We start from the raw sequence: 23,383 nt of genomic DNA on the forward strand, positions 1-23,383 counted from the left end.
AGCTTTTTTTATGTGGATAATATGATTGGACTTTGATAGCTCACATTTGTTGGAGACCAGCAGAAAGTATTGCTGGCAGTGATCAGGATGGTTGCTGCAACTGCTGTTGCACCCAATTGACGATCACCTCCGGGTAGCGGGGATCGAACCAGTGATATGCCGTGTCTTTGCGGAACCAGGTCAGCTGTCTTTTGGCGTATTGGCGGGTATGTGTTTTAATGTCTTCTACAGCCTTTTCGAGGGACAGTTTGCCATCGAAGTAGTCAAATATCTCCTGATAACCTACAGTACGCAAAGCATTGTGTTGCCGGTAGGGCACTACACTCTTCACTTCAGCGACCAGGCCGGCGTCCATCATGAGGTCTACCCGTTTGTGGATGTTTTCGTGCAATAGTTCCTTCGGCAGGTTGATACCGATTTTAATCACGCGGAAATCCCGCTGCGCTTTGGTGGCGGTACGGAAGGTGGTGATAGAATGACCGGTAGCCTCCAGGACTTCCAGTGCCCGGATAAGCCGTTGCGGGTTTTGTGTTTCCGCGGTAGCATAAAAAGCCGGGTCGCGCAGCTGCAGCTGTTCCTGCAACCAGGCGAGGCCATGTTCCTGGTATTGGGCGTTGAGCCGTTCGCGGACACCAGGCGGAATGGCAGGCATATCATCGATGCCTTCACAGAAAGCACGGATATACAGGCCGGTACCGCCGCACATAATGGCCACATCGTTGTCCCGGAAGATATCGCGGGCATACTGCAGGGCCAGTTGTTCGTAGACACCGGCATTAACTTCTTCCCGAATAGAATGGGAATCGATAAAGTAGTGCGGAACAGCCGCCAGTTCCTCCGGGGTAGGTTTAGCCGTACCGATGCTGATTTCCCGGTAACATTGCCTGGAATCGGCAGAGATCACCGAGGTGTGGTACAATTGCGCCAACCGTATAGCCAGCGCCGTTTTACCGGAGGCCGTGGGGCCTGCTATGATAATGACTGTTTTCAGATTAGAAATTATTTTCGTCCTCTGCGCCGCCACCAAATTCATCGGCGCCATCGTTGGTTTCCTCTTCGCCTTCTTCGCCGAAGCCGTCTTCGTCCATGCCTTCCTTGTTGAGGTCATATTTCTCCTCCATTTCCACGAGTTTATCGCCTACGAGGCCTTTGGTACCGTATTGGCTGGGAGCGAGGCCTTCCTTGCGTACGCATACCGGGTAGGTGAGTTTAGCGTTCTCATCTTTGGACACACCGATGAGTTCTACGAGGAAAGACCAGTTTTTGGCGAAGTCGTAGAGATAGATGAATTTTTGGTTGGGCGCTTTCACCGCAGCGGCGATAGTCGTTTCCGACATGAGCAACGGCTCCACTTTGCGGGGCTGTTTATCTTCCTGCAGGATGATTTCCCGGCCACGTTGCCAGTTATCGTTACTACGGAAGAAGGTAGCTGCATGTTTGGTATCAAATTCAAAAGCCTGCAAAATGGCCGTATGTAATGCTAAAAAAGTCTGATTCGGCTTAATGGAAATGTCTCTGTAAACACTTTCATCTTCTTCCCAGTATACTCTGAATTTCAAAACCGGCATGACAATTTGGTTATAAGTTAGATAAATATATTAATTCCCAACGCGTGGTTAACGGCGCTGATAACAATTAATCGTTTCTTAATTCTGGTTATGTAAAATTACCAATTTTATTTAACTGGGGTAAGGTCCAGGGCTTTTGCTTTTTCCAGCAAAAAAGCGTAGGCAGCTTCGTAGGTGTTAGGTATTTCACCGTCGAGGATAGCCTCCCTGATAGCGTTTTTGAGGTCGCCCACTACCCGGCCGGGTTTCAGATCGAACGTCTCCATGATCATTTCGCCGGTAACAGGTGGTTGCCAGTTGCGGATACGATCGCTTTCCTCCACTTCCTTCAGCCTTTTGCGCACCAGTTCAAAATTCTCCAGATAACGTTTCACCTTGGATTTGTTTTTGGAGGTGATATCGGCTTCGCACAGCATCATGAGTGATTCGATATCGTCGCCGGCATCGAACAGGAGCCTGCGGATAGCCGAGTCCGTTATATTTTCCTTGGTGAGGCTGATCGGGCGCAGGTGGAGTTCCACCAGCTTTTTGACCAGCTTCATTTTATCATGCAGGGGTAATTTGAATTTGGTAAAGATACGGGTCACCATCTTCCCTCCCACCGCATCGTGGCCGTGGAAGGTCCAGCCGTGGCCCGGCTCAAATTTTTTCGTGGCCGGCTTACCGATATCGTGCAGCAGTGCGGCCCATCGGAGCCAGAGGTCGCGGGTATGAACGGAAATATTGTCCACTACCTGCAGGGTATGATAGAAATTATCCTTGTGTCCTTTGCCTTCGTACATTTCCACCCCTACCATGTCTGTCATCTGGGGGAAGATGATTTTAAGCAGGCCTGCCTTATAGAGCAGGTCCAGCCCCACAGAGGGTTTGGGGGAGAGCATGATTTTATTAAACTCGTCGGATATCCGTTCCTGTGTGATGATGCGGATACGTTCCGCGTTGTCCTGGATCGCTTTAAAGGCCTCATCACTGATGGTGAACTGCAGCTGGGACGCGAAGCGGATAGCGCGCATCATGCGCAGGGGGTCGTCACTGAACGTCTGTGCGGGTTCTAACGGCGTACGGATCAATTGTTTATCCATATCTGCCATTCCGCCGAAGGGATCTATCAGGGAGCCGTAGTCTACGTCTCTGAGGCTGACGGCAAGCGCGTTGATCGTAAAATCGCGGCGGTTCTGGTCATCCTCGAGGGAGCCGGCCACCACGTCGGGGTTCCTGGATTCGCGGCGGTAGCTTTCTTTGCGGGCGCCAACGAATTCGATTTCGAATTCGTGCCATTTCACCTGTGCCGTGCCGTATGTTTTAAAGAAGCTGACGGGGATATTGTCGCCCAGAGATTCGGCCACCTTGTGTGCCAGGGCGATGCCATCACCCACGCACACGATATCCATGTCTTTTGTTCTTCTTCCCAGTATTTTATCGCGTACGAAGCCTCCGATCAGATAGGCCGGCGTGCCCAGTTCGTGGGCTGCCAGCGCAATCTTCTCCAACACTTTCCGTTCCTGCAGGGAGCAGGGAATGTCTAATGGCTTGCTGCTGATCATATTAAAATTTTGTTCCTTTCTCCGAAATCAGGGCGCAAATGTAATAAATAATGCCGTTTAATCCCGGATTATGGCTATTGAACCGTCTTTTCCGATCCTGATAATCCTGGAAGCCACGCCTGTGGCGGCTTCTTCCTGCCGGTATTTTACCACATAATCCACACCGTTCACAATTGCCGGCGATATGTCCCGGAAACTGGCCGCGGACGGTTCACCGCTGATATTGGCAGATGTGGACACCAGCGGTTTACGGAACCGTTTCAGCAGGTGGCGGCAGAAGGTATCCTGTACAATCCGGATAGCTACGGTCTGGTCCTCACTGATAGCGTTGGCCGCGAGGCCGAGCGCACCTTCATAGATAACAGTCGTAGGGCGGTTGAAGCCGGCGATCACCTCTGCCATGTCAGGCCGGGGGTTGGACACATAATGTAACAGGTCCCGTACGTCCGGCAGCAGTATCACGAGGCTTTTGCTTTCGCTGCGTTGTTTCAGTTCATATACTTTTCTGACCGCGGCTTCATTGGTAGCGTCGCAGCCGATGCCCCAGATGGTGTCTGTAGGGTATAAAATGAGGCCGCCATTGCGCAATACCGGCAATGCGGCGTTGATGTCCTGTTCAAAATCCATTAGCGTTCATTTATTTTTCCAGGTCCACATACACTTTCATCATGTCTGCCGCACATTGTTCCGGTGTGAACTTCCGGGCGTGCTTCCATCCCTTGTCGCGCATGTCCTGTACCAGCGAAGGTTCTGCCAGCACGCGGCGCATCGCGCCTGCAATGTCGGTCGCGCTCAGCGGATCCACATATAACGCAGCGTCCCCACCTGTCTCCCCAAAACAGGAGCCATGAGAGGTAATCACGGGCGTCCCACTCCACAACGCCTCCAGGATGGGGATGCCAAAACCTTCAAAAACCGAAGGATATAACAATGCCACCGCACCCTGATAGAGCAGTGGCAGCGCGCTGTTGGGCAGCCGTTCCTGCTCATTGAGCCATATCACCTTTGGCGAGAGGCCGTTGGCCGCGAGATATTCCTTTACTTTCTTTTTATAACCGCTGCCATTGCCCAGTACCACCAGCGGAACATCCACCGTACCTTTCAGTGTATTCATGGCCGTTACGATGCCCAGCAGGTTTTTCCTTTCAATGACCGAGCCAACATATAAAAAGTACTGGTCGGGCAGCCGGTAACGGCTGCGGAAATCCTGTATGTCGGCAGCAGTATGCGGCACTGCAAACGCAGGATCACAACTTTGGTATACGACCGCTATTTTATCCGGATCAGTATGGTAGAACGAGATGAGGTCCTGCCGGGTCTGTTCACTGATAGCCACTACCTTGTCGGCCTTTTCGCAGGCGTAGCGGGCTTTACGGCGGTAGGTGACGACATCGATGGGGTTGTATTGTTTCGGATACCGTTCAAAGATGAGGTCGTGCATGGTCACCACCGATTTCACGCCGCTGCCGGGAATACCGAAAGGGATTTCATGGCTGAGGCCATGATACAGGTCAATACCGTACCGTTGCAGGTCTTTTACCACATAGCGGCTCCGCCAGGCCGATTTAAACCAGCGGTGCCAGGCTTTTTCAGGCAATATCACCGGGATGCCCGGTGCGTTGTACATATCCGTTTGTTTGGGAGCGAACAGAAAATACTGGTGCTCCGGGAAGCCTGCCGCCAGGGAAGAGATCAGGGTACGGCTGTAGTTACCGAGTCCTGTATCATTCTGGAAAGCACGCTTGGCATCAAAACCAATCTTCATATGTTGCGAAAATACGAAGTCCCACGAAAGAAATTCGTTATTCGTTATTTCATTTATTAGATATTACTTTTGCGAAAAAAGCACAAATGGATTTACAACAACAAATACAGGCTGTCTGGGCTGACAGGGGCCTGTTACAGGAAACGCAGTATAGCGATGCCGTAAAAGCAGTGATAGAAGCAGTAGACAAAGGTCATCTGAGAGTAGCGCAGCCTACAGAGAACGGCTGGGTGGTAAACGAATGGGTAAAGCAGGCAATCCTGATGTATTTCACCATTCAACCGATGGAAACCATGTCGCTTCCTCCTTTCGAGTTCTATGATAAGATGAAGCTGAAGACCAACTATAAAGATCTGGGTGTACGTGTAGTACCGCATGCTATTGCCCGTTACGGCGCCTATATCTCCAAAGGTTGTATCCTGATGCCATCATATGTGAACATCGGCGCTTATGTAGATGAAGGCACCATGGTAGACACCTGGGCCACTGTAGGCTCCTGCGCGCAGATCGGTAAACATGTACATCTGAGTGGTGGCGTAGGTATCGGCGGCGTTTTGGAACCGCTGCAGGCCAGTCCGGTGATCATTGAAGATGGCTGCTTCCTGGGTTCCCGTTGTATCGTGGTAGAAGGCGTACACGTAGAAAAAGAAGCCGTACTGGGCGCTAACGTGGTGTTGACACAGTCCACTAAAATCATTGACGTAAGCGGTGCTGAGCCTGTAGAATACAAAGGCCGTGTACCAGCGCGCAGCGTGGTTATTCCGGGCACTTATCCTAAGAAGTTCCCTGCCGGTGAATACCAGGTCAACTGCGCCCTGATTATTGGTCAGCGTAAAGCTTCCACCGATCTGAAGACGAGCCTGAACGACACCCTGCGTGAGTTCAATGTGGCCGTATAATATATTTAAAGGCAATAAGGCAGCGGGTTCCCACTGTTTTATTGCTTTTTTTTAAAATAAATTTGGTTGGTAATATAAAAAACCTACCTTTGCAATCCCTTTAACGAGGGACACAGCCCTGCCCAGATGGCGAAATTGGTAGACGCACTGTGTTCAGGTCGCAGCGCCCGCAAGGGTGTGCTGGTTCGAATCCAGTTCTGGGCACTAAAGTGGACAAATCGAAATTCATCTCGGTTTGTCCATTTTTATTTTCGGTAAAACCCGCGTCCAGCGTATATATAAGCTTAACGGCTTCGTTAAGTCGGGCGGTTCGATAATGGCTTCCGTCAAAAGTGAGTTTTTCGGGGAAAATCGAACCAATAATCTGCCGCTTCTTCTTTACATCTCCGTCTTTATAAAGCTGGTCAAGGGTTACGAGGGATTTTACAGCTTTATCCAACAAGGATTCTATATTGTTTGTATTCTTTGCGGCCTCCATTAATTTGGCTTCCAGTAGCATAATTCTTTTTTCGCTCTCGGCTTTGATTATCTTATAGTCAGAAGCGTCAATCTCTTCTTTTAATAGCAATTTCCTTGCTTTTGCTATATCATTTTGGGCTTCATTTAATTGATCGGTAATTTCCTTTGCTTCACTACGATGGCCTTTTGCTTGGGCTTTATAGGCAGCATTAACCACTACTTTGTAGGATTCCGCCATTCCTGCACGCGGAACAAATTTGCGTAGCTCTTTTGTAAACAGATCGTTTGCTGCTTCTGCTTTGAAACGCGCGCCGCACGATGACTTGCAATGATAGTAATAATAAATCCCATTCCTGCCGCGTGAAGCACTACCTGTTAATAGGTGTCCACATTTAGGACAAAGTAAGTGGCCCCGTAGTTGCATAATTTCCTGTGCCCCAACTTTTGTACGGTAGTTCTTTTTCTTACCGTCCAGCAAGTCCTGTACTTCATAGAATAGCGATTCTGAGATAATCGGCTCATGTAAACCGGGTACATGTGTACTTGGTTCGTCCTTGTAGGCAGATAAATAAATCTTCCCACAGTAAACCGGATTTCTAAGGAGGTTCCAAAAATTAGTTTTACAGCACCTAATACCTTTTAGGCGGGCTTCCCTATAAAGTTGTTCTACTTGGTATTGGCCTGTTACCATCATGTTAAATACCCACTTCATAATGCTGGCATATGGTTCTACAGGGGCTATGTACTTACGCATATCCTCCGTTATCTTATTGGCATATCCTACCGGAGCAGGCCCCATCCAACGGCCTTCTTTTTTAGCCCTGCGCATTCCGTGCAATACATTTAATGCTCTCCGGTCATTCTCTACTTCGGGAGCTGCCAAGTATACAGCGAGCATTATTTTATTTTCAGGAACAGCCATGTCTAGGGGCTGTTCTATTGCCTGTGGTTCTACCCCCAACCTGCGAAGGGTGTTAATCATCTGGTAGGCATCCCCGGCATTACGGCTAAATCTATCCCATTTTGTGAATAGGATAATATCTATTTGGTCTTTCCGCTTTTTCAGGTCTATAATCTCGCTACGCCACTCAGGGCGTTCAAACGTCTTGGCCGAATGATCTTCAAAAATCACCTTACGGATAGATATTTGGTTATTATGGCAATACTTGCGTAATCTTTCCTCCTGGTCTCTTTGGGAAAAACCTTTGTCCGCCTGCTCATCAGTGCTTACACGAATATATAAATCTGCCTTCATCTTCGTAAATACGTGTTTATGGCTATATTAGCCAGTTTATACATAAATTCCAGAATAATCTTAGCTTCTTCTATTGTCACATGTGTACCATGCTTTTCTAGTATTTCTACTATTTTTTCGGGGGTAATTGTCTCCATTTTACACCATCACATTAATCAATTTCACAAAACCCTATGGAGGGAAATACTTCTTCGTAACGAATATAAGTATTTTGTTTTGGTAATTTATGTTTTACCAAAACTATTTTAAAAATTTTACCAAATTTTATCGATCTTTACTAGCATTGACAAGAATAAGTATGTTTTGATACAATTTTTCCTGTAAAACAATGATAGCGAAAAGATTGTTACACATTTTATATACAAACGAGTATAAAATCAAATAAAAATGACTAAAACCTATAAGGTTAGCTATAAAACATATTTCAATGAACGGCTTAAACAAGTGTCCTTTCATGGAAAACTTACCTATCCGCTGTATATACAGGTAACATTTGACAGAAAGACGATCTTTTTTAAGAGCTACTATTTTGAACTATTTTCTAAACCCCGATATTTTTTATCAGTAGCGGGTTTGACTGGCGGGCCTTCCATTGAAGATATTATTAAAAAAGAAAATTCGTTAATTGATTTCATTGTTGAAAAAATCCTATCAGACTTTTCTTTAGACCTGTTTAAACAGGAATATGCCTACTATAGCAAAGATCTGTGTGACGTAACGGAAGAAGGTTTTATTGATTATATGTATATCTTTTTTCAAGACAAGGGAATGCCGGCATTTGCTGTCATGGTGCAGCAAGGTAGTAGATTTCGTATCGTCTATGACGTGGTACGGGATATGAAAAGGGCTTTTAACAAGCCCTTATATGATGAATTGGTAGAAAATTCGTTTTATTATGCCCCGCCATATTTGCCACTATACGGCTTTATGCAGCAAACAAAGAAATGGCCAATGTTAAGCCTTACTGTATTGGAATGGGAAGATGAAAAAACAAAAGTCCAGTTTGCAGATTATGTACAGAAATATTATCCCAATATGGATTTAAAAGAGGTAATGGAACAGGTGAATAAGTGGCTTGACCATCTAAGAAAGGAGGCCTAATAAGGTATGCCCTTAAATGCTAAATGAAAATGTTTATTGTGTCTTAACCGGTGCATATTTGGGCAAAGGGAGCGACTGAAATTTCAGTCGCTCCCTTTGTCCGAAAACAGCTACAACATCGTTTTTTATGGTTGTCACCTGTTATCTTCGCTTGACTTTCCATTTATGCTCGTCACATAGTCTAATCTAAATTCTCTAATATCAATAAGGTGCGAAGCATCAATAAGTTTTAACAGGTGTTTTTCTACACTTAAAATATCGGTATCTAGCCCATCATCTAGCAAGCTTTCTTTTGATAAAGCCATATTGAAAAGATTGGATAACTCCTGTCGCCATTCACCAAGAGAGTAAAATCTGAAAGTCTTTTTGAACACAGAGTAAGGATTGAAAAACTCTTTTGTGCTTAGGCTTCTCGGGAAGTCCTGCCAAATTAGTTTTGCTGGATTTTGTGTAAATTTTGAGGAACCCCAAGCACAAAAGTATTCAGCATTCATGATATTAAAATCGTCATTTTTGCTGTCATTCTGTAATACAGCTTTTCTTTCAGAATTGTTTAACTGAGAGATTAAATAGGCTGCTTCAATAAGATATTCAATTTTCTCATAGAAAAATAGCAGTGTAGAAGGACTTTCTTTACATTTTTTGTTGGAGCATACCGAATACAACCAGCGTTGAAGTATGATGATTGTACGGTGTTTTTCAAAGGCGGAAAAAAAATCGTGGATAACCTCGTAAGGCTGGCTGATTTCCTCATTAGAAAGGCGAAGTGGGAGATTATCCCACGGACGGGGCGCATCAAATATCATACGTTTGTAGATTGTGAGAGTTAAATAAAGAGGATTGAGATTTCAGAAAACCGGGAAAAGCTGTAATGATACGGCCACCGCTGTCCGTTAGCACTGTTAAAAAACTGGTAGGGAGTTGGTTATAGTCAAAACCTATAATATTGCCAGTGTTGATAACCCTTTGAAAATTGAGGGAACCAGAAACCGGGCTTGTAGGGGCCGTAAAAGCATCCCGCAGTAGTGCTAATATGTCAATGACAGAAATCGTAAACTTGCTGACGGAGGGATGCCGAGGAATTTTGTAATGGTGCCTTTCCATGATATGTGCCAATGCGTTCACATTGATGTAATATGATCGCCGGAATAACTTTCTCCTGTCTTTCATAGGCACCTGTAGCATGGTGGTACCTACCAGGTCATTGAGCCAATTTTGAGTGTCACTAAGTAGGAAGATCAGTTTAAGCCATTCATCTTCATTAAATGGAGGGCTGAGATGTATTTTATCTGTTTGATCCATAGATTAAATATTTAAGAGGTTTTAAATCACAGACACAAGTTCAGATATGATAAAAAGATAATCTATACACTATTGGGATGGATTACTGGGATAAAAGAGATACTTTAGTAAGTATTTAATCCTATTTTTGAGGATATTTTAGCAAGTAGAAATTAGTTATATTTGTACTATGACATCCACTGATATGCGTAACAAAACCCATGAAGGACACAATATTAAACGGTTCCGCGAAATGCTAGGCATTAAGCAGGAGGCATTGGCATTTGAACTAGGCGACGATTGGAACCAAAAGAAAATTTCCTTACTGGAAGGAAAGGAAACTGTTGAACCTGATATATTGGAGCTGGTTGCAAAGGCATTAAAAGTGCCAGCAGAAGCTATAAAAAATTTTAGCGAAGAGGCAGCAGTGAATATTATTTCCAATACTTTTCAGGATGAATCTGTTGCATACGCTCAATATTATAAATGCACCTTTAACCCTTTTGAAAAATGGGTCGAAACGGTAGATAAGAATGAAAAATTGTACGAAGCTCTATTGCAAAGTGAACGAGAGAAAGTCGAAATTCTGGAGAAACTGTTGAGCGAAAGGAAAGGTGGGAAGTAAATTCTTAAACTCCGAACGACCTTCAATTGTATATATTTCCCTTCTGGTTAATTCTCAGTATGGGGTTGGACACTATTCCAACTGTCGGAATTCCTTTCTATTTTTTACCTTTAGCACCTAATGGCAGACAAAGCATATATAACACCAAACGTCCTCAAGTGGGCAAGAGAATCGGCAAGAATGTCCGAAGAAAGTGCTGCTGCCAGGGCTTCCGTAACGGTGGATAAATTAAAGGAGTGGGAAGATGGATCAAGCCAACCTACTATTAATCAAGCTCAGATTTTAGCTAAAGCGTACAAGCGACCTTTTGCCTTATTTTTTTTACCTGAAATTCCTAGGGATTTTCAACCACTACAAGATTTCAGGAAAAAAGATTCTAAAGAGCTAACAACTTCTTCCGTCTTTATAATACGAGAAATACAACAGAAGCAAGCATGGATAAGCGATGTTTATTCTGAAAATGGAGAACATTCATTGCCTTTCGTGGGAAGGTTTTCAATTAAGGATAATCCCAAGATTGTGGCTCAGGATATACTTAAAACATTAAATATTAATCCACCGAATTATAAAACGGACGCGCCAATAAAAGAGTGGATTGATGCGGCAGAGAAGAATGGAATCTTTGTTTCAAGAACAAGTTTTATACATTCCAGATTAAAACTTGATTCTGACGAAATTCAGGGATTTGCCATTTCTGATCGATATGCTCCCTTTGTTTTTGTTAATTCAGAGGATTGGAATGCCCCTCAACTGTTCACGCTTGTCCATGAAATTGCTCATATTTGGATTGCAGCAACAGGAATATCAAATGCTATTGAGCCGGAGATTAAAAACGGAGATAAGGTCCACCCCATTGAGCTTTTTTGCAATGAAGTAGCCGCAAATGCCTTGATGCCAGAAGATATTATATTGAATCTCAATTTAAATATTTTCCAAAACTCAAAGGAAGTATTTAGAATAGCTAAGACATTAGGCGTAAGTTCATATGCTCTTTTGGTAAGAGTGAAGAATCTGGATTTAATATCAATTTCCGCATATCAGAAGCTAAAAAAAGAAGCGGATATTGAATATCAAGATTATCTAAAACGGGAATTAGAAAAGAAGGCGAAACAGAAGGATAAGAAAGGGGGACCTAACTATTTTCTTCTTCAGTTAAATAGAAACAGCCGACTTTTTACTCAAACTGTTTTGGACGCATTTCGTGGCGGGTACATTGAACCGACCGTTGCAAGCAATTTATTGAACGTACAGGTAAATAAATTTCCAAAACTAGAGGCGCAATTATATAGATGAATGCAACGGCAAATAAATACTGTATTGATGCCAATGTGCTAATTCAGGCTTGGCAAAAGTATTATAATCCTAAATTCTGCCCTGACTATTGGAATGTTCTAATAGAGTTAGGTAAACAAGGAGTTATATTTATTCCTGAAATGGTGTATGAAGAAATTATAAGAACGGAAGATGATTTATCAAAATGGTTAAAGAACAGTAAGATACCAATTCATAAAATGTCAGAACCTGTTACTCTTTGTCTACAGAGAATATTCTCAAATAACCCACTTCATAAGAACCTGGTTGATAATACTAAAGCCCGTTCATTAGCTGATCCTTGGGTAATTGCACATGCGCTAAATGAAAATGCGACAGTAGTTACAAAAGAAGAAAAGGTTACGGCATTAAACTCTGTCAAAATAAAAATCCCCAATGTTTGTGAAAATATGGGCGTTCGTTGGATTAACGACTTCGAATTTATCCAGGAACTGGACCTTCAATTTATGTGCTCATTAAGAAAATAGGGATTGTTATTTTGCCCCAAAATCACTTCTCCAATTTCCCATTTTATTTGTAATAGTTCCGATTGGCTCTGACAGTCGGGTGATATTTTAGGCTAAGAGGCATTGCTTTCTATAGCTCAAACTCCTCTATCAACTGCTAATAAATATGAATATGGACTGGCTCTTAATTTATCGCTTTTATCAACATTGTATGATACCAGGGATGAAATTATAGAAATGCCTGCACCTGCCAATAATGCTTGTGGAGTTGATAACCCTATCGCAATTGGTATTGCCGTAGCAGGTATAGATAATACCGCAATTTTCATAAAATTATCAGATGTCCATTTAATACCAGCACTATCTAAAGATTTTTTAAAATTTCTATAGGCGGGCAAAAATTCATCATTGTAAATATCTTCTACTTGCTGTTGTAATGCTTCAAACGATGTGTCTTTGGCTACATCTTTTGTCAGTTTAGCAATGTTAGTTCTGAAAAGTCCAAGCTCATCTCTATGATTACGCTTAAATTTCACTATATCTTCAAGGGACGATGCTTTAGTAACCTTAACTCCTTTGATAACAAGATTTGTCAAAAGACCTTGGGCCAAATGAATATACCTCTCTTTTCTTCCAGAATAGTCGAAATTATAATTTCTGCCTTTAATCGCAATTTGATTATCTAATCTTACAAGATCTGAAAGATTAGAGGTTAGTGAGTTGTCAGTCAGAAGTGCAATTGATTTTTGTTCACATATTTTGTTCGCGAGAAGCGTCATATAAAAAACTGCAAAATTACTATCAACCCGAAAAAAACCTTCTCTATTCAAACTTCTTCTAAGCTGATTTTGGATTTCATAAGGAAGTTTTTCAGGGTGAATATCAAAAAATCTGCTTACATCTCGCGGCAATTTATCACGATGAATTACTGAGTTTCGGCCCTGCCCTTGCGTCAAAAGCTGGAACCCTTCATTAGTATTTAGGTAATTTAAGGTATCAGAGGTTAATTCCTCAATAAAATCATCATCAGGACTAACAGGCATTGCCTTTAATATACCTTCATCAAATAGATATTGTGTTGTATCCTCTTGATATGGGTTGGTGAAAGAGGATGGAACTATTGTGTTGATTTCATCCCAGAATAGAGTCGCATTTTTTAACCATTCTTCATTATGAATGTCAATGGTTGGATAGAATAACGCTTTTGTAAATCCCATATATAATTAAATTAATATTTTTTTAGTATTGCCTGGTATTGCTAACAATGCTTCAGCCATTATTTATTGCACTATTCGGCATCTTGGATTAACCCTGTGTCTTGATGTTTACCTAATTCCATTAAAGGTTTCCCAATATTCGCCCAAATAACTTCTCTTATCTCCTGGTCCGAAAACCCCAACTCTTTGAATATTTCTATTCTCTCTCTGATGTTTTTATTCTCAGCTTCAAGTATTTTCCGTTGTATCAGTTCATTTTCAAGAACAGCTTTTTGCTTTTCGTTCTGCTCACGCCATTCTATATCTTTTCGCCTTTCATGTCTATCTTTTAAATATTCTCTCAGTTGTTGCAATGGATTTAAAGAGCCAATTACTTCCCAAAAACCGGGTGATTGAATATTTATTTTGGAGATTACAAGCCTGTTTTCGGGTAGAATAAAGTCACTGGAATTATCCAATTTAAAATTTAGTGATAAGGGAAATCCAAATTCATAAATATAAAATCTTAGGTTTCTTCTTGATTTTGAATTTGGACTTATTGTGTCAAGGAAATGGTCAAAAATATATAAGCTGTTATAAGCATTTTCGAGGTCAAGTAAATATTCTGTTATTTCCTTAACAGTTCCCGCCCTCTCTCCATTTATCCGCAAAGTTGATATTTCTGTTTGCATTGTAAATTATTATTATTATATATTAGGTATAGTATCTCCTAATATAAGAAATTATAACATTTTAAACTATTCATTTCCCTTAATGTAGGCGCTATCCATTAATTTTTTCACTCCTTTCCCCTGTTGATAATAAAGATAGTTCCACGCCTTTTTTATCTTGTCATTTTCTAATTTGCGGAGTTTTATTTCCTTCTGATTTTCGCTCCAATGGATGCTAAACTTGTACGAATCTGTAAGGAGCACCATTACTGCCAGCCAAAGGAACCAGCGGCCAAAAACAACCCTATAAAACAATTTTGCATCCTGTTCCGGGAAAAGCAATAGCTGGAATTTTCGTATCACATTTTTGGGTTGTGCAGCAACCGTCAATTTCATATCTACAATGCCTTTTTTTACAATGTCCTGGATTGGCCTTGTATCGGTTAAAATGTCTATTCCTTTCGGTTTTTCCAGTTTTTCTTCAAGCTCTGCAAGTTTCCCAGATAGGCCGTTGACCGCTTTAACCAGGTCATCAACGGTTTTTGTGTGTACCTTTTGTTCTTCCGTAAACTCTTCCAGTACCAGTTCTAAGCTTCCACTTTCAATATCTCCTGTTTTTTTGGTGGTATCCATAAATTTGTAATTTTCTGATTAAGGATTAAATTCTGTGGGATTTTTGTTTCTTTTTTCTTCTCTTGATGCCCTCTTCTGTCAGCTCATATGGTATATAGTTAGATGTGTCTACAGGCTGTAGAAGTAACTCTAAAAGGCTGCTTAATTCCTTTATTACGCTAACAATGGGCGAATGTTCAATATGTGCCACCCGCTGTGTTTCGCGGAGCATCCTTTGAGCAGGAGATAACGTTTGTTGTTTTGTAGTGTTGTGCCGGATAGCTGCTTCGTATATTTTTTGTTCAACCTGTTTAGCAGTCAGTTCTTGTTTCAGGGTTAAAATCCTTTCTATCTTTGCCAACGCAAAACCTACCTCACTGCCTTTTACTTTTACCTTCTTATCATCAATAAAGGAAATCCCCCGGCCTTTAATCAAATTGTACCCTAAAGACTGCATCCTCTGCTCAAATTCAGAATAACTACACACCTTCTCCAAGGTCTGCCGAATATCTGTTTTCAGTTTTTCCTTTCGCTGATCCTGCCGGGGTAATAGCCTGTCTTTAGGTGATAAAAAGGCGCGGGGGCTTAATACTTCCTGTAGCTTGTATTGCTTTTCCAGTTTCCGGCAAAGGGCTGCCATTCTTCTATAACTGTTACTGTCGCTTGCGACCTTGCTGTTATAGCCTACACGATTGGCAACAATGTGAATATGCTGCTCGTTGGTATCCTTATGCAGTACGCAGATATATTGGTTATCTGCTACGCCAAATTCTTTAGCGCACTCACGGCCAACCTCTATTAGCTGATTTTTAGCAAGTGTTTCTCCGGGAGCCAGCCGTAAGGAAAAATGAAATACCGGCTTTTCTACCCGTTTGCTAAGTTTGGCAACATCAATAAATTGTCCGGACAGCTCTTTTAAATTCCCAAAACATTTGTTGTAGCTCAGAACTTCTGCCCGGTTCCTGTGCTGTAGATTATCCTTTAGGGAAAGCTCCTGCTTCTTTTCTTCAGACAGTTCCTTTTTATCCTGCAAACAATAACGGATACATTCAAAAAAGGAACTTCCTGTACCTACATAGCCGATCATTGGATATAACTTTTAATTTTTGACGCTAATGTTTTTAACTCCCCTGATTGTACTTTCAGATTGGCACGTTCAAGAGGGCCTAATTCTTCCATCCCGTTTCGCTTTTTAGCGATCTGATTAAGGTTTGCTGCCATGTGATTGAGAGTACCGGTTAGTTCCAAAACCTCTTTGGGCAATGCTTTTTCCTTCCTGTCAATTTTTCCTGTCGTGCTTATTTCCCGTAGGTATTCGGAAACTGAAAGGTTAGCAATTTTGGCGTTTGCTTCAATAACCCGTCTTTCATAAAGACTGCATTTCACTGCCAGTAATTGATCTTTTTTTACCGCTTTTTGGGGGCGGCCTCCCTTGTTCTTGGTTTGTACATTCTGCTGCTCCATATCAATCTCCTCTTTATTTTTTGAATGCGATAGCATGAAAAAAATTACTCACCGAATGCGACAGCATGAGGTGAGCCAGCCGTTTTGGTTTTACCAAAACATAGCTGGCTACCCAAGCGGTTAAAGCCGTTTTGCTATTCGCTGGCTTTCTCTTTGGCTCTGGCGATGATGAATAAACCAATCGTTTAAATCCTTATGGCCTTTGTAAAACTCGCTTCGATCTAAGTATTTATCCTGCTTGCCAGTATTCCATTCCAAAGCCTTCCGGGTGCTGCTAATGCCTGCTGTATCCCGGTCTAAAATCAAGTGAACTTGATTGTATTCTTCCATTATCGGGCGGCTTCTTTCAAAGAAAGAAAGGGAATTAAGTACAAGACAATCTGGCAGGGGAGCTTCCTTACTGCGGTTAATAGTTTGAAAAGACAGGAAGCTAAAAAAGCCTTCGAACACTGCAAGACCTTCTGAATGTTTGCCTATTTGCAAGGTGATATCTTTAGGGGAACTACTGCCTTTAAAGTTTTCGTTTCGCAGTTCATATCCTCCGGCGTTGTTTTGAAAACCGATAACGGTACGCTTTTTCCCATACAAAAGAAAATCCACCTCTTTGCAAAAACGGCAGGCTATTTCCACCGGGATACATCTTTTTTGCAGGTAGTCCAGCAGGGATTGTTCTTTAAGTGGGCGAGCGTCCAGAATAACAATTTTGCTGTCGGGGGTATCTTTCTTTTCACCAGCAAAAGAAGCGGGGGCCGGATGCTGGCTGCCCAAAGTAGTAGGCGGGTGAAAAGAAAAAGCCGGGGCGGGGCGGTTTTGCGATAAGCGTTGTAGTAAGTTGGCAACACTACAATTGAAATAAAGGGTTCCGAAGTCCACCAAATTGCCCCCCTTGCCTGTTCCATGATCGTACCAGACGTTTAACTGCCTGTTTACTTTGAAGGATGGCGTTTTTTCATCCCGTAACGGGGATAAATACCAATAATCTTGGTTTCTTATCTTTTCGGGTTGATGACCCAATGAGGCCAAATAATCTACAAGATCAATTTGTTTTGCCTCTGCACACATTAAATTTTTCATACACACGTTTTCAGGTTCACATTAATCATGTACAATAGAAAAACGACTTACAAGCGCTGGTTATCAAACCAAAATACTTGCAAGTCGTTCTAAATCAGTTAAAAAGTGGTTCGAGAAAAGTACACTCCGGTGCACAAGAATCCTGCAAGTTTTACTTGCGGGATTTTTTGTTTTTGGGGTATGTACTAAGTCATCCCCTGCCTGCTGACCACAACCGATGATAGTCAGTGTAACACATACCGGATAAATTTCCCCGGGGTATAAGCAGGGAAACTAACCGGGAATGCAACGCCGCCCATATCTTAAGGCGTCAAATGTAACTCTACACCTATAAACACAACTACGATAAACAGTGCAAGGCACAACAGGGAACCCACCAACAAGATACCCTACCACGCGCCATCCTCCTTTTCTCCTTTCTGCCGGGCTTTCGTCCTTAAATTCATCCATAACGTTATTCCATGATTTTTTATCATAGAATAGAATCATAGAATAGAATGTAATGCACCCAGAGATTAAAAATCACAAAAAATATCATCAAACCCATATGTTCCCATAAGGGCGAGTTAGCATGCATTACAAACGTATAGAATAGCTCAACAAATACAAAGAACATTAAGGTATGTAATGCTGCCAAGGCTGTAATTGTATCCATCACTGGTACCGCTGACGGTTTCTTTAAAGCCTTGTCGTAAAGTCTGTAAATCATGTACCTGTAAAATCTCTTCATACTGTCCATGCGGTCTTGTATTGCGCAAAAGTAACAGTTCCCAGCCGAATTCATCTGACATACACCGCCATGCGATACCGTCATTATTGGAAGTCTACCGGGATAGCAGACCTGAAACACAATTGCAAAAGACACAGGCGCGATAAATACACCACCCGCAGATTGATAAACACGCAGCAACTTCCACGCACTCATTTTCCGTTCCTACCATCAAATTTACTGGAGCCCATGTGCTACTAAAGGGAAAGATGCTGTCTTCTACTTTTACAAATAGTGTAGACAGCATCTTTCTTAACTGAAAATAAAGAAGTAAATTCTTACGAAAGAGATCACTTATATTAAGGCCTCAAGTGTAACTCAATCCCCATAAACACAATAAAGGTAAACACCAGAAAACATAATAGAGAACCACCAACCAAATATCCTACCACGCACCATCCACCTTTCCTTCTTTCCGCCGGGCTTTCATCCTTAAACTCTTCCATAATGCTGTTCCATTTATTCTTATCGTAGAACAAAATATAATGCCCCCACAGATCAACAATTACAAAAATTATTAGCAAACCCATATGTTCCAATATAGGCGAGGCTGCATGCAGTACAAAGGTACAGAACACCTCAGTAACCACAAAAAACATTAGCATATGCAATATTGCCAAAGGGGTAATTGTATCCACCACTGGGGTAAAAGATGGCTTTTTCAAAGCCTTGTCGTAAAGTCTATAAATTATGTACCTATAAAACCTTTTCATAACCATTAATCATTATGCTTTCCCATTATTTTATCGTGAGCCCAATTAAAAGCACCGGATTGGTCCGCCACGAAGTAAACAAATCCAATACCAATACCAACAGGTCCACCCCAAATTGTTGCAGCACACACAGCAACGTCTAATGCAGCTTTACTAATATGCCACGCCTTATCTCCTGGCGTAGCATCAACATCGTTGCGCCTCGCTTGCTGATAAACTGTTACAGCACTAACTCCCGCCTGAAGTATCAATGCTCCTTTGCCGACGACACTAAGCCCACTAAGCATTCCCACACCTTGCCTCCCAAGGTAGGCTTGCGCTTTCATTCCACTTGTAGTCACTGCCAGCCCCATAAGAGACTCCTGGACACCCAGCGCTGTAGCAGCAGATCCTACAACTCTATTGGTTTTATCCCCTCCTGAAGAACCGAGAAAATCTACCGTTGCATTCCCTCCTCTTTGAGCCAAATCACCTGCTGTGCCTGCCCATCTTTGCATCGTTAGCATTTGGCTTAAAGTATTCATCGTCATTACATTTGACACTTCCCATCCGGCCTGAATCCCCGCTACATAATAAGAGGTAGAATTACCTAACACGACCCTCACTCCTGCCAGGAAATATACATTTGTGCTCACCCGTTCATTACTGCCTTTTTGCGCCTGGCCCTGGTTGAAGCCTATCGCAGCCTGCGTATAGTTGGAGGCAAATCCGTAACTGCCCCACAAGTTAAACTGTGAGATTAACATTGCACCCTGGGTAAACTCGGTGGCTTCGTTGCTAAATGCTTCATAGCCACCAGCCGGTGTCCAGGAGCCACCATATGCAAATGCCGGATTATCGAGCATATTGTCAATGATCTGGCGTACAGTGGCTTCATCTCCCAATGGATCATTCAGGAGAATCGGATTGTTCAATGCGTAGTTATAAGGGGAGAAATCACTAACTGAACCAGCCAATATATCCACACCCAGGAATCTGCCGATCTGTGGATCATATTTCCTATAAAAGGTACTATACTGGTCCACATCCAGTTCGCTTTCCCACTCAGCGCCACTATTATACCTGAAACTATTTTTCAGTGCAGGGGAAGACGCATCACTGGAAATACCGGCCATTTGTACACCAAATGGATAATAATGCGTTTCCTCAATTACGGGGCCCAAAGATACACCAAGCATTAAATTATCAAAATAAACATCCTGCTGACTTTCATTGCTGGTGTACACATACAGGAAACCGCTCCTGGTAATCGGCATCTTATCGGTCCCCAGCGTTTGCAGCTGATCTGCCTCTTCCCGTACCTGTTTAACGCCGCTGTTCGCATCTACCATATTAAACTGGTCATCGAAAAGCACATAATTCAGGTAAGCTTTGGGCCTGCCTGCGGCATCGGGCTCTTTCTCCGGGGCTTCGTTTATCAACCGTTCATAATCCTTTGAGGTGAATTTGGTACCGAATGGCGAGTTACCACTTTCCGTTCCGCTATGAATGTCCGGTGTTCCACCGGTTCCATTGAAGTTATTCACCAAAGCCGCTAACATTTCTTCCGGTAAGGCGCCGGCTTTCTGTTGTTGGGGGGCTCCCGACTTATAAAACGCCTTGGTCACGATCTGGACAGTGTCTCCGGCAGTTACCTTCAGTACGAGCGATGGTCCCACCTTTTGCCCTCCGGAGCGGGCATTTAACCTTGCCACAAAGGCATTTTTGGAAGTTGTATTATCTTCCGGATAACCGGTGGGTTTGGCTACGCGGCTTGCGTCTATATTGCTGAACAGCGCATTTTCAACAGGTGCAGCCGCGGTTTCCATTGTGGCTGCATACAATTGAAGACTGGTTTGTTCTGTCATTACAATCCGTACGTTCCCCTGATGGTCCCGTTCAAAATAATCATAGACAAGGGCAACAGGATTTCCTGGTTGATAGAGCGCTCTGACGCGACCTTCTTCATGACCAATAAATTGCAAACTATCGTTCTTATAAATGATACCGCCGGCATAATCTGTTATAGTAACCACCGGGACCGATTTACTATTATCGGTTACCTTCTTCCTCACCTTCTGGCCAGAGGCATCATAAAAATACTGTATAGTACCTTTTCCCGCCACCGTAATTAATTCCGGTCTGTTAAGAATATTATAGGTAATGCTGGTAATATTCTTATTCAGGTCTTTCGTCACGTTACCGCTGGCGTCATAATCGTAGTCAATCGGGTTGGTGCCATTGGCATCTTTAAAATCACCTAATGTTGAATTAACATCATTTGCGGCATCAATTACTCCCTGCAACTTATTCGAAGTTGAAGTATAGGTATACGTGAGTTTATCTACAGCAGTAATTGTATTACCTTTTAATCCTTGTTGGGACATCGCAGTAATATTACCATTTGGATCATACACCAACCCGCTCACCGTAAAATCCGCTTTATCTTTTGTCCATGCAGCACCAGCAGTATTCTGTTGATTAAAATCAGCATTTACCAGTTGATTAAGGTTGTCGTAGGAATATCCGTATGCCCTTGCAACCTTATCATTCCATCCTTTCCATCTGATACCTGCAATGTTGCCGCCGTATTGAGGAACATCAAACCCGATATTATAACTCAGCACCTCGCCAAACTTGTTTATACTGCTATTATCGGTATTGACGTAATTTTTGTTGATTCCAGTCAGCCAGCCACGGATATTATAATCATACACCAAGCTATCCAATGCGCTGCCGTTCGACTGGACGCCTAATGTCTTCTTCCTCAGGGCTCCCACACTGTTATATTCCTGTTGCACGATCACCCGTTCCATAGCGGCATTATCATTGGGTCTCTTTCTAACCTCAACTATTCGGCCAGCATGATCATATTTAATAACAGACAACATTGATGTAGCAGGTGTGAGTACACTGCGCGGATTACTGTGCGCCAGGTAATTGCTGAGCATTTTTCCGTTGAAATCGTACAGATTAGTGGAAATGTCTTTACCACCGGTTACGTTATCTGCAATCGTCTGTATAGCCCTCCCCCTGGCATTATAGTAAACCGTAGTTGTCAGCCATTGATCTGTGCCCAACACACGGGTCTTTGTACCAGTCATTCTTCCGCGAATGGCATTAGCAGCATTCAAATCCATATCAGCATTAGGATTACCTCCATCTGTCAGCCGGGATGCATAATTTCCCTGAAACGGAGCGGCTCCCGACCAGCTGTAATCATCATAAAAGGCGTAGGACAACCACTCCACATTGTCTTCAGGAGGAGCCGGATTTTTCACAACAACATCCGAGTAGGTGTCGTTAGTACTTTCAGGATCAATAAATGCGTCCATATTATCTCCCGGAGATGTGTCAAAACCATCCATAAAGGTAATTGACTTGCCCGCTTTATAGGTATTGATGCTGATGTCCCGACTGGACACCACCATATCATCAGTTTGTGACACTACCTTATTTTCCTGTAACGCAGTACCTCCAAGTTCATCCATTAGCTGTTGCAGCTGGACCCGGGTTTTAGCCTGGTTATAAAATCCGGTTTTTATTTGCCTGTTGAGTCCATCATAATAGTTTACCTGCCAACCCTTATCTTTTAAATTAGCCTTACGGCTATAAACGATACGGTCCCTGCTGTCATATACCATTTCTGTCAACCCAGCACCAGGGGTGACCGTTGCCACTATCCTCCTTTTATCGTCCAGCTGATACTGAAAACAAAGCTCATTGCGCAAAGTCTCGTTATCAAGCAGCCAATTCCCCATAATCTGTGCTACGGCCTTCGGGCTAATGGTGAACCGCAGATTGTTCATTTCATCGTATATCATGTAAGTTGACTGCCAGCCTATGTGGCCAGCGCCTGCTGTAGCTGTTACTTTTCTGCGAAAAAGGATCACCCGGCCCTTTTGGTCTATGTATTTGACAGTCACCTGATTTTGTTCGTTGGTTTCTGTTTGTACCAGCAGCTGGTTAGCGCCATAGCATCCTGATGATACCGGTACAGCGCTGATATCCGGTGAAGTAATGGTCCATCGACGCACAGAATCGGCTATAGTATTAGTCCGTTGTGTAATGGAGGTACCACGTTGGCTCCCCTCCCAGGAATTACCTGGAGCAGTGGCTTTTACCACCATCTCCAGTGGAGACCTATCATAATAACTTTTACCGTAGTAGACCTGTTCACCGGGGAACAACTTCTCATTAGCCATTTTGGCTTCCTGGTAAACGTTTTGTTTAAACAGCCCGTCATCACCAGGAGCCGCATATGGCAGAAATTTTTGCGACTCCCTCCCGATGGCGTCATACGTACTGAGATATACTAAGTCCTTTTGATCCGGGGAAAGCTTGTTTAATATCGTCTGTAATGGTCTTCCTATACCATCGGTATAGGTCGTTGCAACCCTCACATCATTTACGCCGCTTTGCATTGTAATAGCCGCCGGGTTTGTAATTGGCTTCACCGGCGTATAAATGCGTTCGAGACTCACTGCCGTAGCGTTGTCAAAACTCCGGGGCAATGTATCAGGTGTCACAGTAGCAGGTGTCGTTACACCATTTGGTTTATTCTGTCCACAAACGAATGCGGTTATTAACAAAAAAGCTATAGTAACAGAAATAAATATTGATTTCATAG

At 43.0% G+C, this 23,383-nt stretch carries 20 protein-coding genes, 1 tRNA gene and 1 pseudogene; 6 read left to right on the plus strand and 16 right to left on the minus strand.

From position 1 onward, the window contains the following. Window positions 1-82: 82 nt before the first annotated feature. From miaA to HGH92_RS02980, 5 genes are all read right to left on the minus strand, one after another. Window positions 83-1,042, minus strand: coding sequence for a tRNA (adenosine(37)-N6)-dimethylallyltransferase MiaA (gene miaA, locus HGH92_RS02960; protein ID WP_247654818.1), 960 nt, complete (start codon window positions 1,040-1,042; stop codon window positions 83-85). Further along, a complete protein-coding gene (locus tag HGH92_RS02965) occupies window positions 993-1,568 on the minus strand; it encodes a plasmid pRiA4b ORF-3 family protein (protein WP_168869266.1) in 576 nt (191 codons plus the stop codon). Before HGH92_RS02965 ends, miaA begins: the two co-directional genes overlap by 50 nt. A 107-nt stretch (window positions 1,569-1,675) precedes the next feature. Beyond that, window positions 1,676-3,112, minus strand: a complete 1,437-nt coding sequence (locus HGH92_RS02970) for a CCA tRNA nucleotidyltransferase (RefSeq protein ID WP_168869267.1) — start codon at window positions 3,110-3,112, stop codon at window positions 1,676-1,678. Between the two features lie 57 nt (window positions 3,113-3,169). Next, a complete protein-coding gene (locus HGH92_RS02975) occupies window positions 3,170-3,739 on the minus strand; it encodes an L-threonylcarbamoyladenylate synthase (RefSeq protein WP_168869268.1) in 570 nt (189 codons plus the stop codon). Between the two features lie 10 nt (window positions 3,740-3,749). Further along, on the minus strand, window positions 3,750-4,877 hold the full coding sequence (locus tag HGH92_RS02980; RefSeq protein ID WP_168869269.1) for a glycosyltransferase family 4 protein: 1,128 nt from the start codon (window positions 4,875-4,877) through the stop codon (window positions 3,750-3,752). Between the two features lie 86 nt (window positions 4,878-4,963). On the opposite strand from HGH92_RS02980, the gene HGH92_RS02985 reads away from it, so the two are divergent. Both HGH92_RS02985 and HGH92_RS02990 read left to right on the plus strand, forming a co-directional pair. Beyond that, the gene (locus tag HGH92_RS02985) at window positions 4,964-5,776 is read left to right on the plus strand and encodes a 2,3,4,5-tetrahydropyridine-2,6-dicarboxylate N-succinyltransferase (protein ID WP_168869270.1); all 813 of its coding nucleotides are present in this window, start codon (window positions 4,964-4,966) and stop codon (window positions 5,774-5,776) included. Between the two features lie 120 nt (window positions 5,777-5,896). Further along, window positions 5,897-5,980: transfer RNA gene (locus HGH92_RS02990), tRNA-Leu, on the plus strand. Between the two features lie 733 nt (window positions 5,981-6,713). Here HGH92_RS02990 and HGH92_RS34285 read toward each other — a convergent pair. Next, window positions 6,714-7,490 (minus strand): annotated as a pseudogene (locus HGH92_RS34285) (recombinase family protein); the annotation flags it as partial. A gap of 387 nt (window positions 7,491-7,877) precedes the next feature. Here HGH92_RS34285 and HGH92_RS03000 point away from each other — a divergent pair. Beyond that, window positions 7,878-8,591, plus strand: coding sequence for a hypothetical protein (locus tag HGH92_RS03000; protein ID WP_168869271.1), 714 nt, complete (start codon window positions 7,878-7,880; stop codon window positions 8,589-8,591). A 134-nt stretch (window positions 8,592-8,725) separates the two neighbouring features. Here the strand turns inward: HGH92_RS03000 and HGH92_RS03005 are convergent, their stop codons facing one another. After that, window positions 8,726-9,397, minus strand: coding sequence for a hypothetical protein (locus tag HGH92_RS03005; RefSeq protein ID WP_168869272.1), 672 nt, complete (start codon window positions 9,395-9,397; stop codon window positions 8,726-8,728). Continuing rightward, on the minus strand, window positions 9,387-9,893 hold the full coding sequence (locus HGH92_RS33535) for a hypothetical protein (RefSeq protein WP_211092522.1): 507 nt from the start codon (window positions 9,891-9,893) through the stop codon (window positions 9,387-9,389). Before HGH92_RS33535 ends, HGH92_RS03005 begins: the two co-directional genes overlap by 11 nt. A 184-nt stretch (window positions 9,894-10,077) precedes the next feature. On the opposite strand from HGH92_RS33535, the gene HGH92_RS03015 reads away from it, so the two are divergent. The 3 genes from HGH92_RS03015 to HGH92_RS03025 all read left to right on the plus strand — a co-directional run bounded on the left by HGH92_RS03015 (window position 10,078) and on the right by HGH92_RS03025 (window position 12,296). After that, window positions 10,078-10,497: a helix-turn-helix transcriptional regulator gene (locus HGH92_RS03015; RefSeq protein WP_247654819.1), complete on the plus strand. Its 420-nt coding sequence runs from the start codon at window positions 10,078-10,080 to the stop codon at window positions 10,495-10,497. Between the two features lie 120 nt (window positions 10,498-10,617). Next, window positions 10,618-11,790, plus strand: coding sequence for an XRE family transcriptional regulator (locus HGH92_RS03020; RefSeq protein ID WP_168869274.1), 1,173 nt, complete (start codon window positions 10,618-10,620; stop codon window positions 11,788-11,790). Then, window positions 11,787-12,296 (plus strand): DUF4411 family protein, encoded by a 510-nt coding sequence (locus tag HGH92_RS03025; RefSeq protein ID WP_168869275.1) that lies wholly within the window; start codon window positions 11,787-11,789, stop codon window positions 12,294-12,296. The genes HGH92_RS03020 and HGH92_RS03025 overlap by 4 nt, the downstream gene beginning before the upstream one ends. Window positions 12,297-12,412: 116 nt before the next feature. Here the strand turns inward: HGH92_RS03025 and HGH92_RS03030 are convergent, their stop codons facing one another. The 8 genes from HGH92_RS03030 to HGH92_RS03065 form a co-directional block, all read right to left on the minus strand. Then, complete coding sequence (locus HGH92_RS03030) at window positions 12,413-13,492, minus strand: DUF6236 family protein (protein ID WP_168869276.1); 1,080 nt, start codon at window positions 13,490-13,492, stop codon at window positions 12,413-12,415. 71 nt (window positions 13,493-13,563) lie between these two features. Beyond that, window positions 13,564-14,163 carry a hypothetical protein gene (locus tag HGH92_RS03035; protein ID WP_168869277.1) on the minus strand — a complete coding sequence of 200 codons (600 nt, stop codon included), beginning with the start codon at window positions 14,161-14,163 and terminating at the stop codon, window positions 13,564-13,566. Window positions 14,164-14,229: 66 nt separating this feature from the next. Then, window positions 14,230-14,775, minus strand: a complete 546-nt coding sequence (locus HGH92_RS03040) for a hypothetical protein (protein WP_168869278.1) — start codon at window positions 14,773-14,775, stop codon at window positions 14,230-14,232. 25 nt (window positions 14,776-14,800) lie between these two features. After that, window positions 14,801-15,841, minus strand: a complete 1,041-nt coding sequence (locus HGH92_RS03045) for a relaxase/mobilization nuclease domain-containing protein (RefSeq protein WP_168869279.1) — start codon at window positions 15,839-15,841, stop codon at window positions 14,801-14,803. Then, window positions 15,838-16,218 (minus strand): plasmid mobilization protein, encoded by a 381-nt coding sequence (locus HGH92_RS03050; RefSeq protein WP_168869280.1) that lies wholly within the window; start codon window positions 16,216-16,218, stop codon window positions 15,838-15,840. The genes HGH92_RS03045 and HGH92_RS03050 overlap by 4 nt, the downstream gene beginning before the upstream one ends. A 120-nt stretch (window positions 16,219-16,338) precedes the next feature. Further along, window positions 16,339-17,292 carry a toprim domain-containing protein gene (locus tag HGH92_RS03055; protein ID WP_168869281.1) on the minus strand — a complete coding sequence of 318 codons (954 nt, stop codon included), beginning with the start codon at window positions 17,290-17,292 and terminating at the stop codon, window positions 16,339-16,341. Between the two features lie 1,068 nt (window positions 17,293-18,360). Next, a complete protein-coding gene (locus tag HGH92_RS03060) occupies window positions 18,361-18,774 on the minus strand; it encodes a hypothetical protein (RefSeq protein WP_168869282.1) in 414 nt (137 codons plus the stop codon). 5 nt (window positions 18,775-18,779) lie between these two features. After that, on the minus strand, window positions 18,780-23,381 hold the full coding sequence (locus HGH92_RS03065; protein WP_168869283.1) for a DUF6443 domain-containing protein: 4,602 nt from the start codon (window positions 23,379-23,381) through the stop codon (window positions 18,780-18,782). Window positions 23,382-23,383: the final 2 nt, after the last annotated feature.

It is taken from the genome of Chitinophaga varians (genome assembly GCF_012641275.1).
Taxonomy (GTDB): Bacteria; Bacteroidota; Bacteroidia; order Chitinophagales; family Chitinophagaceae; genus Chitinophaga; species Chitinophaga varians_A.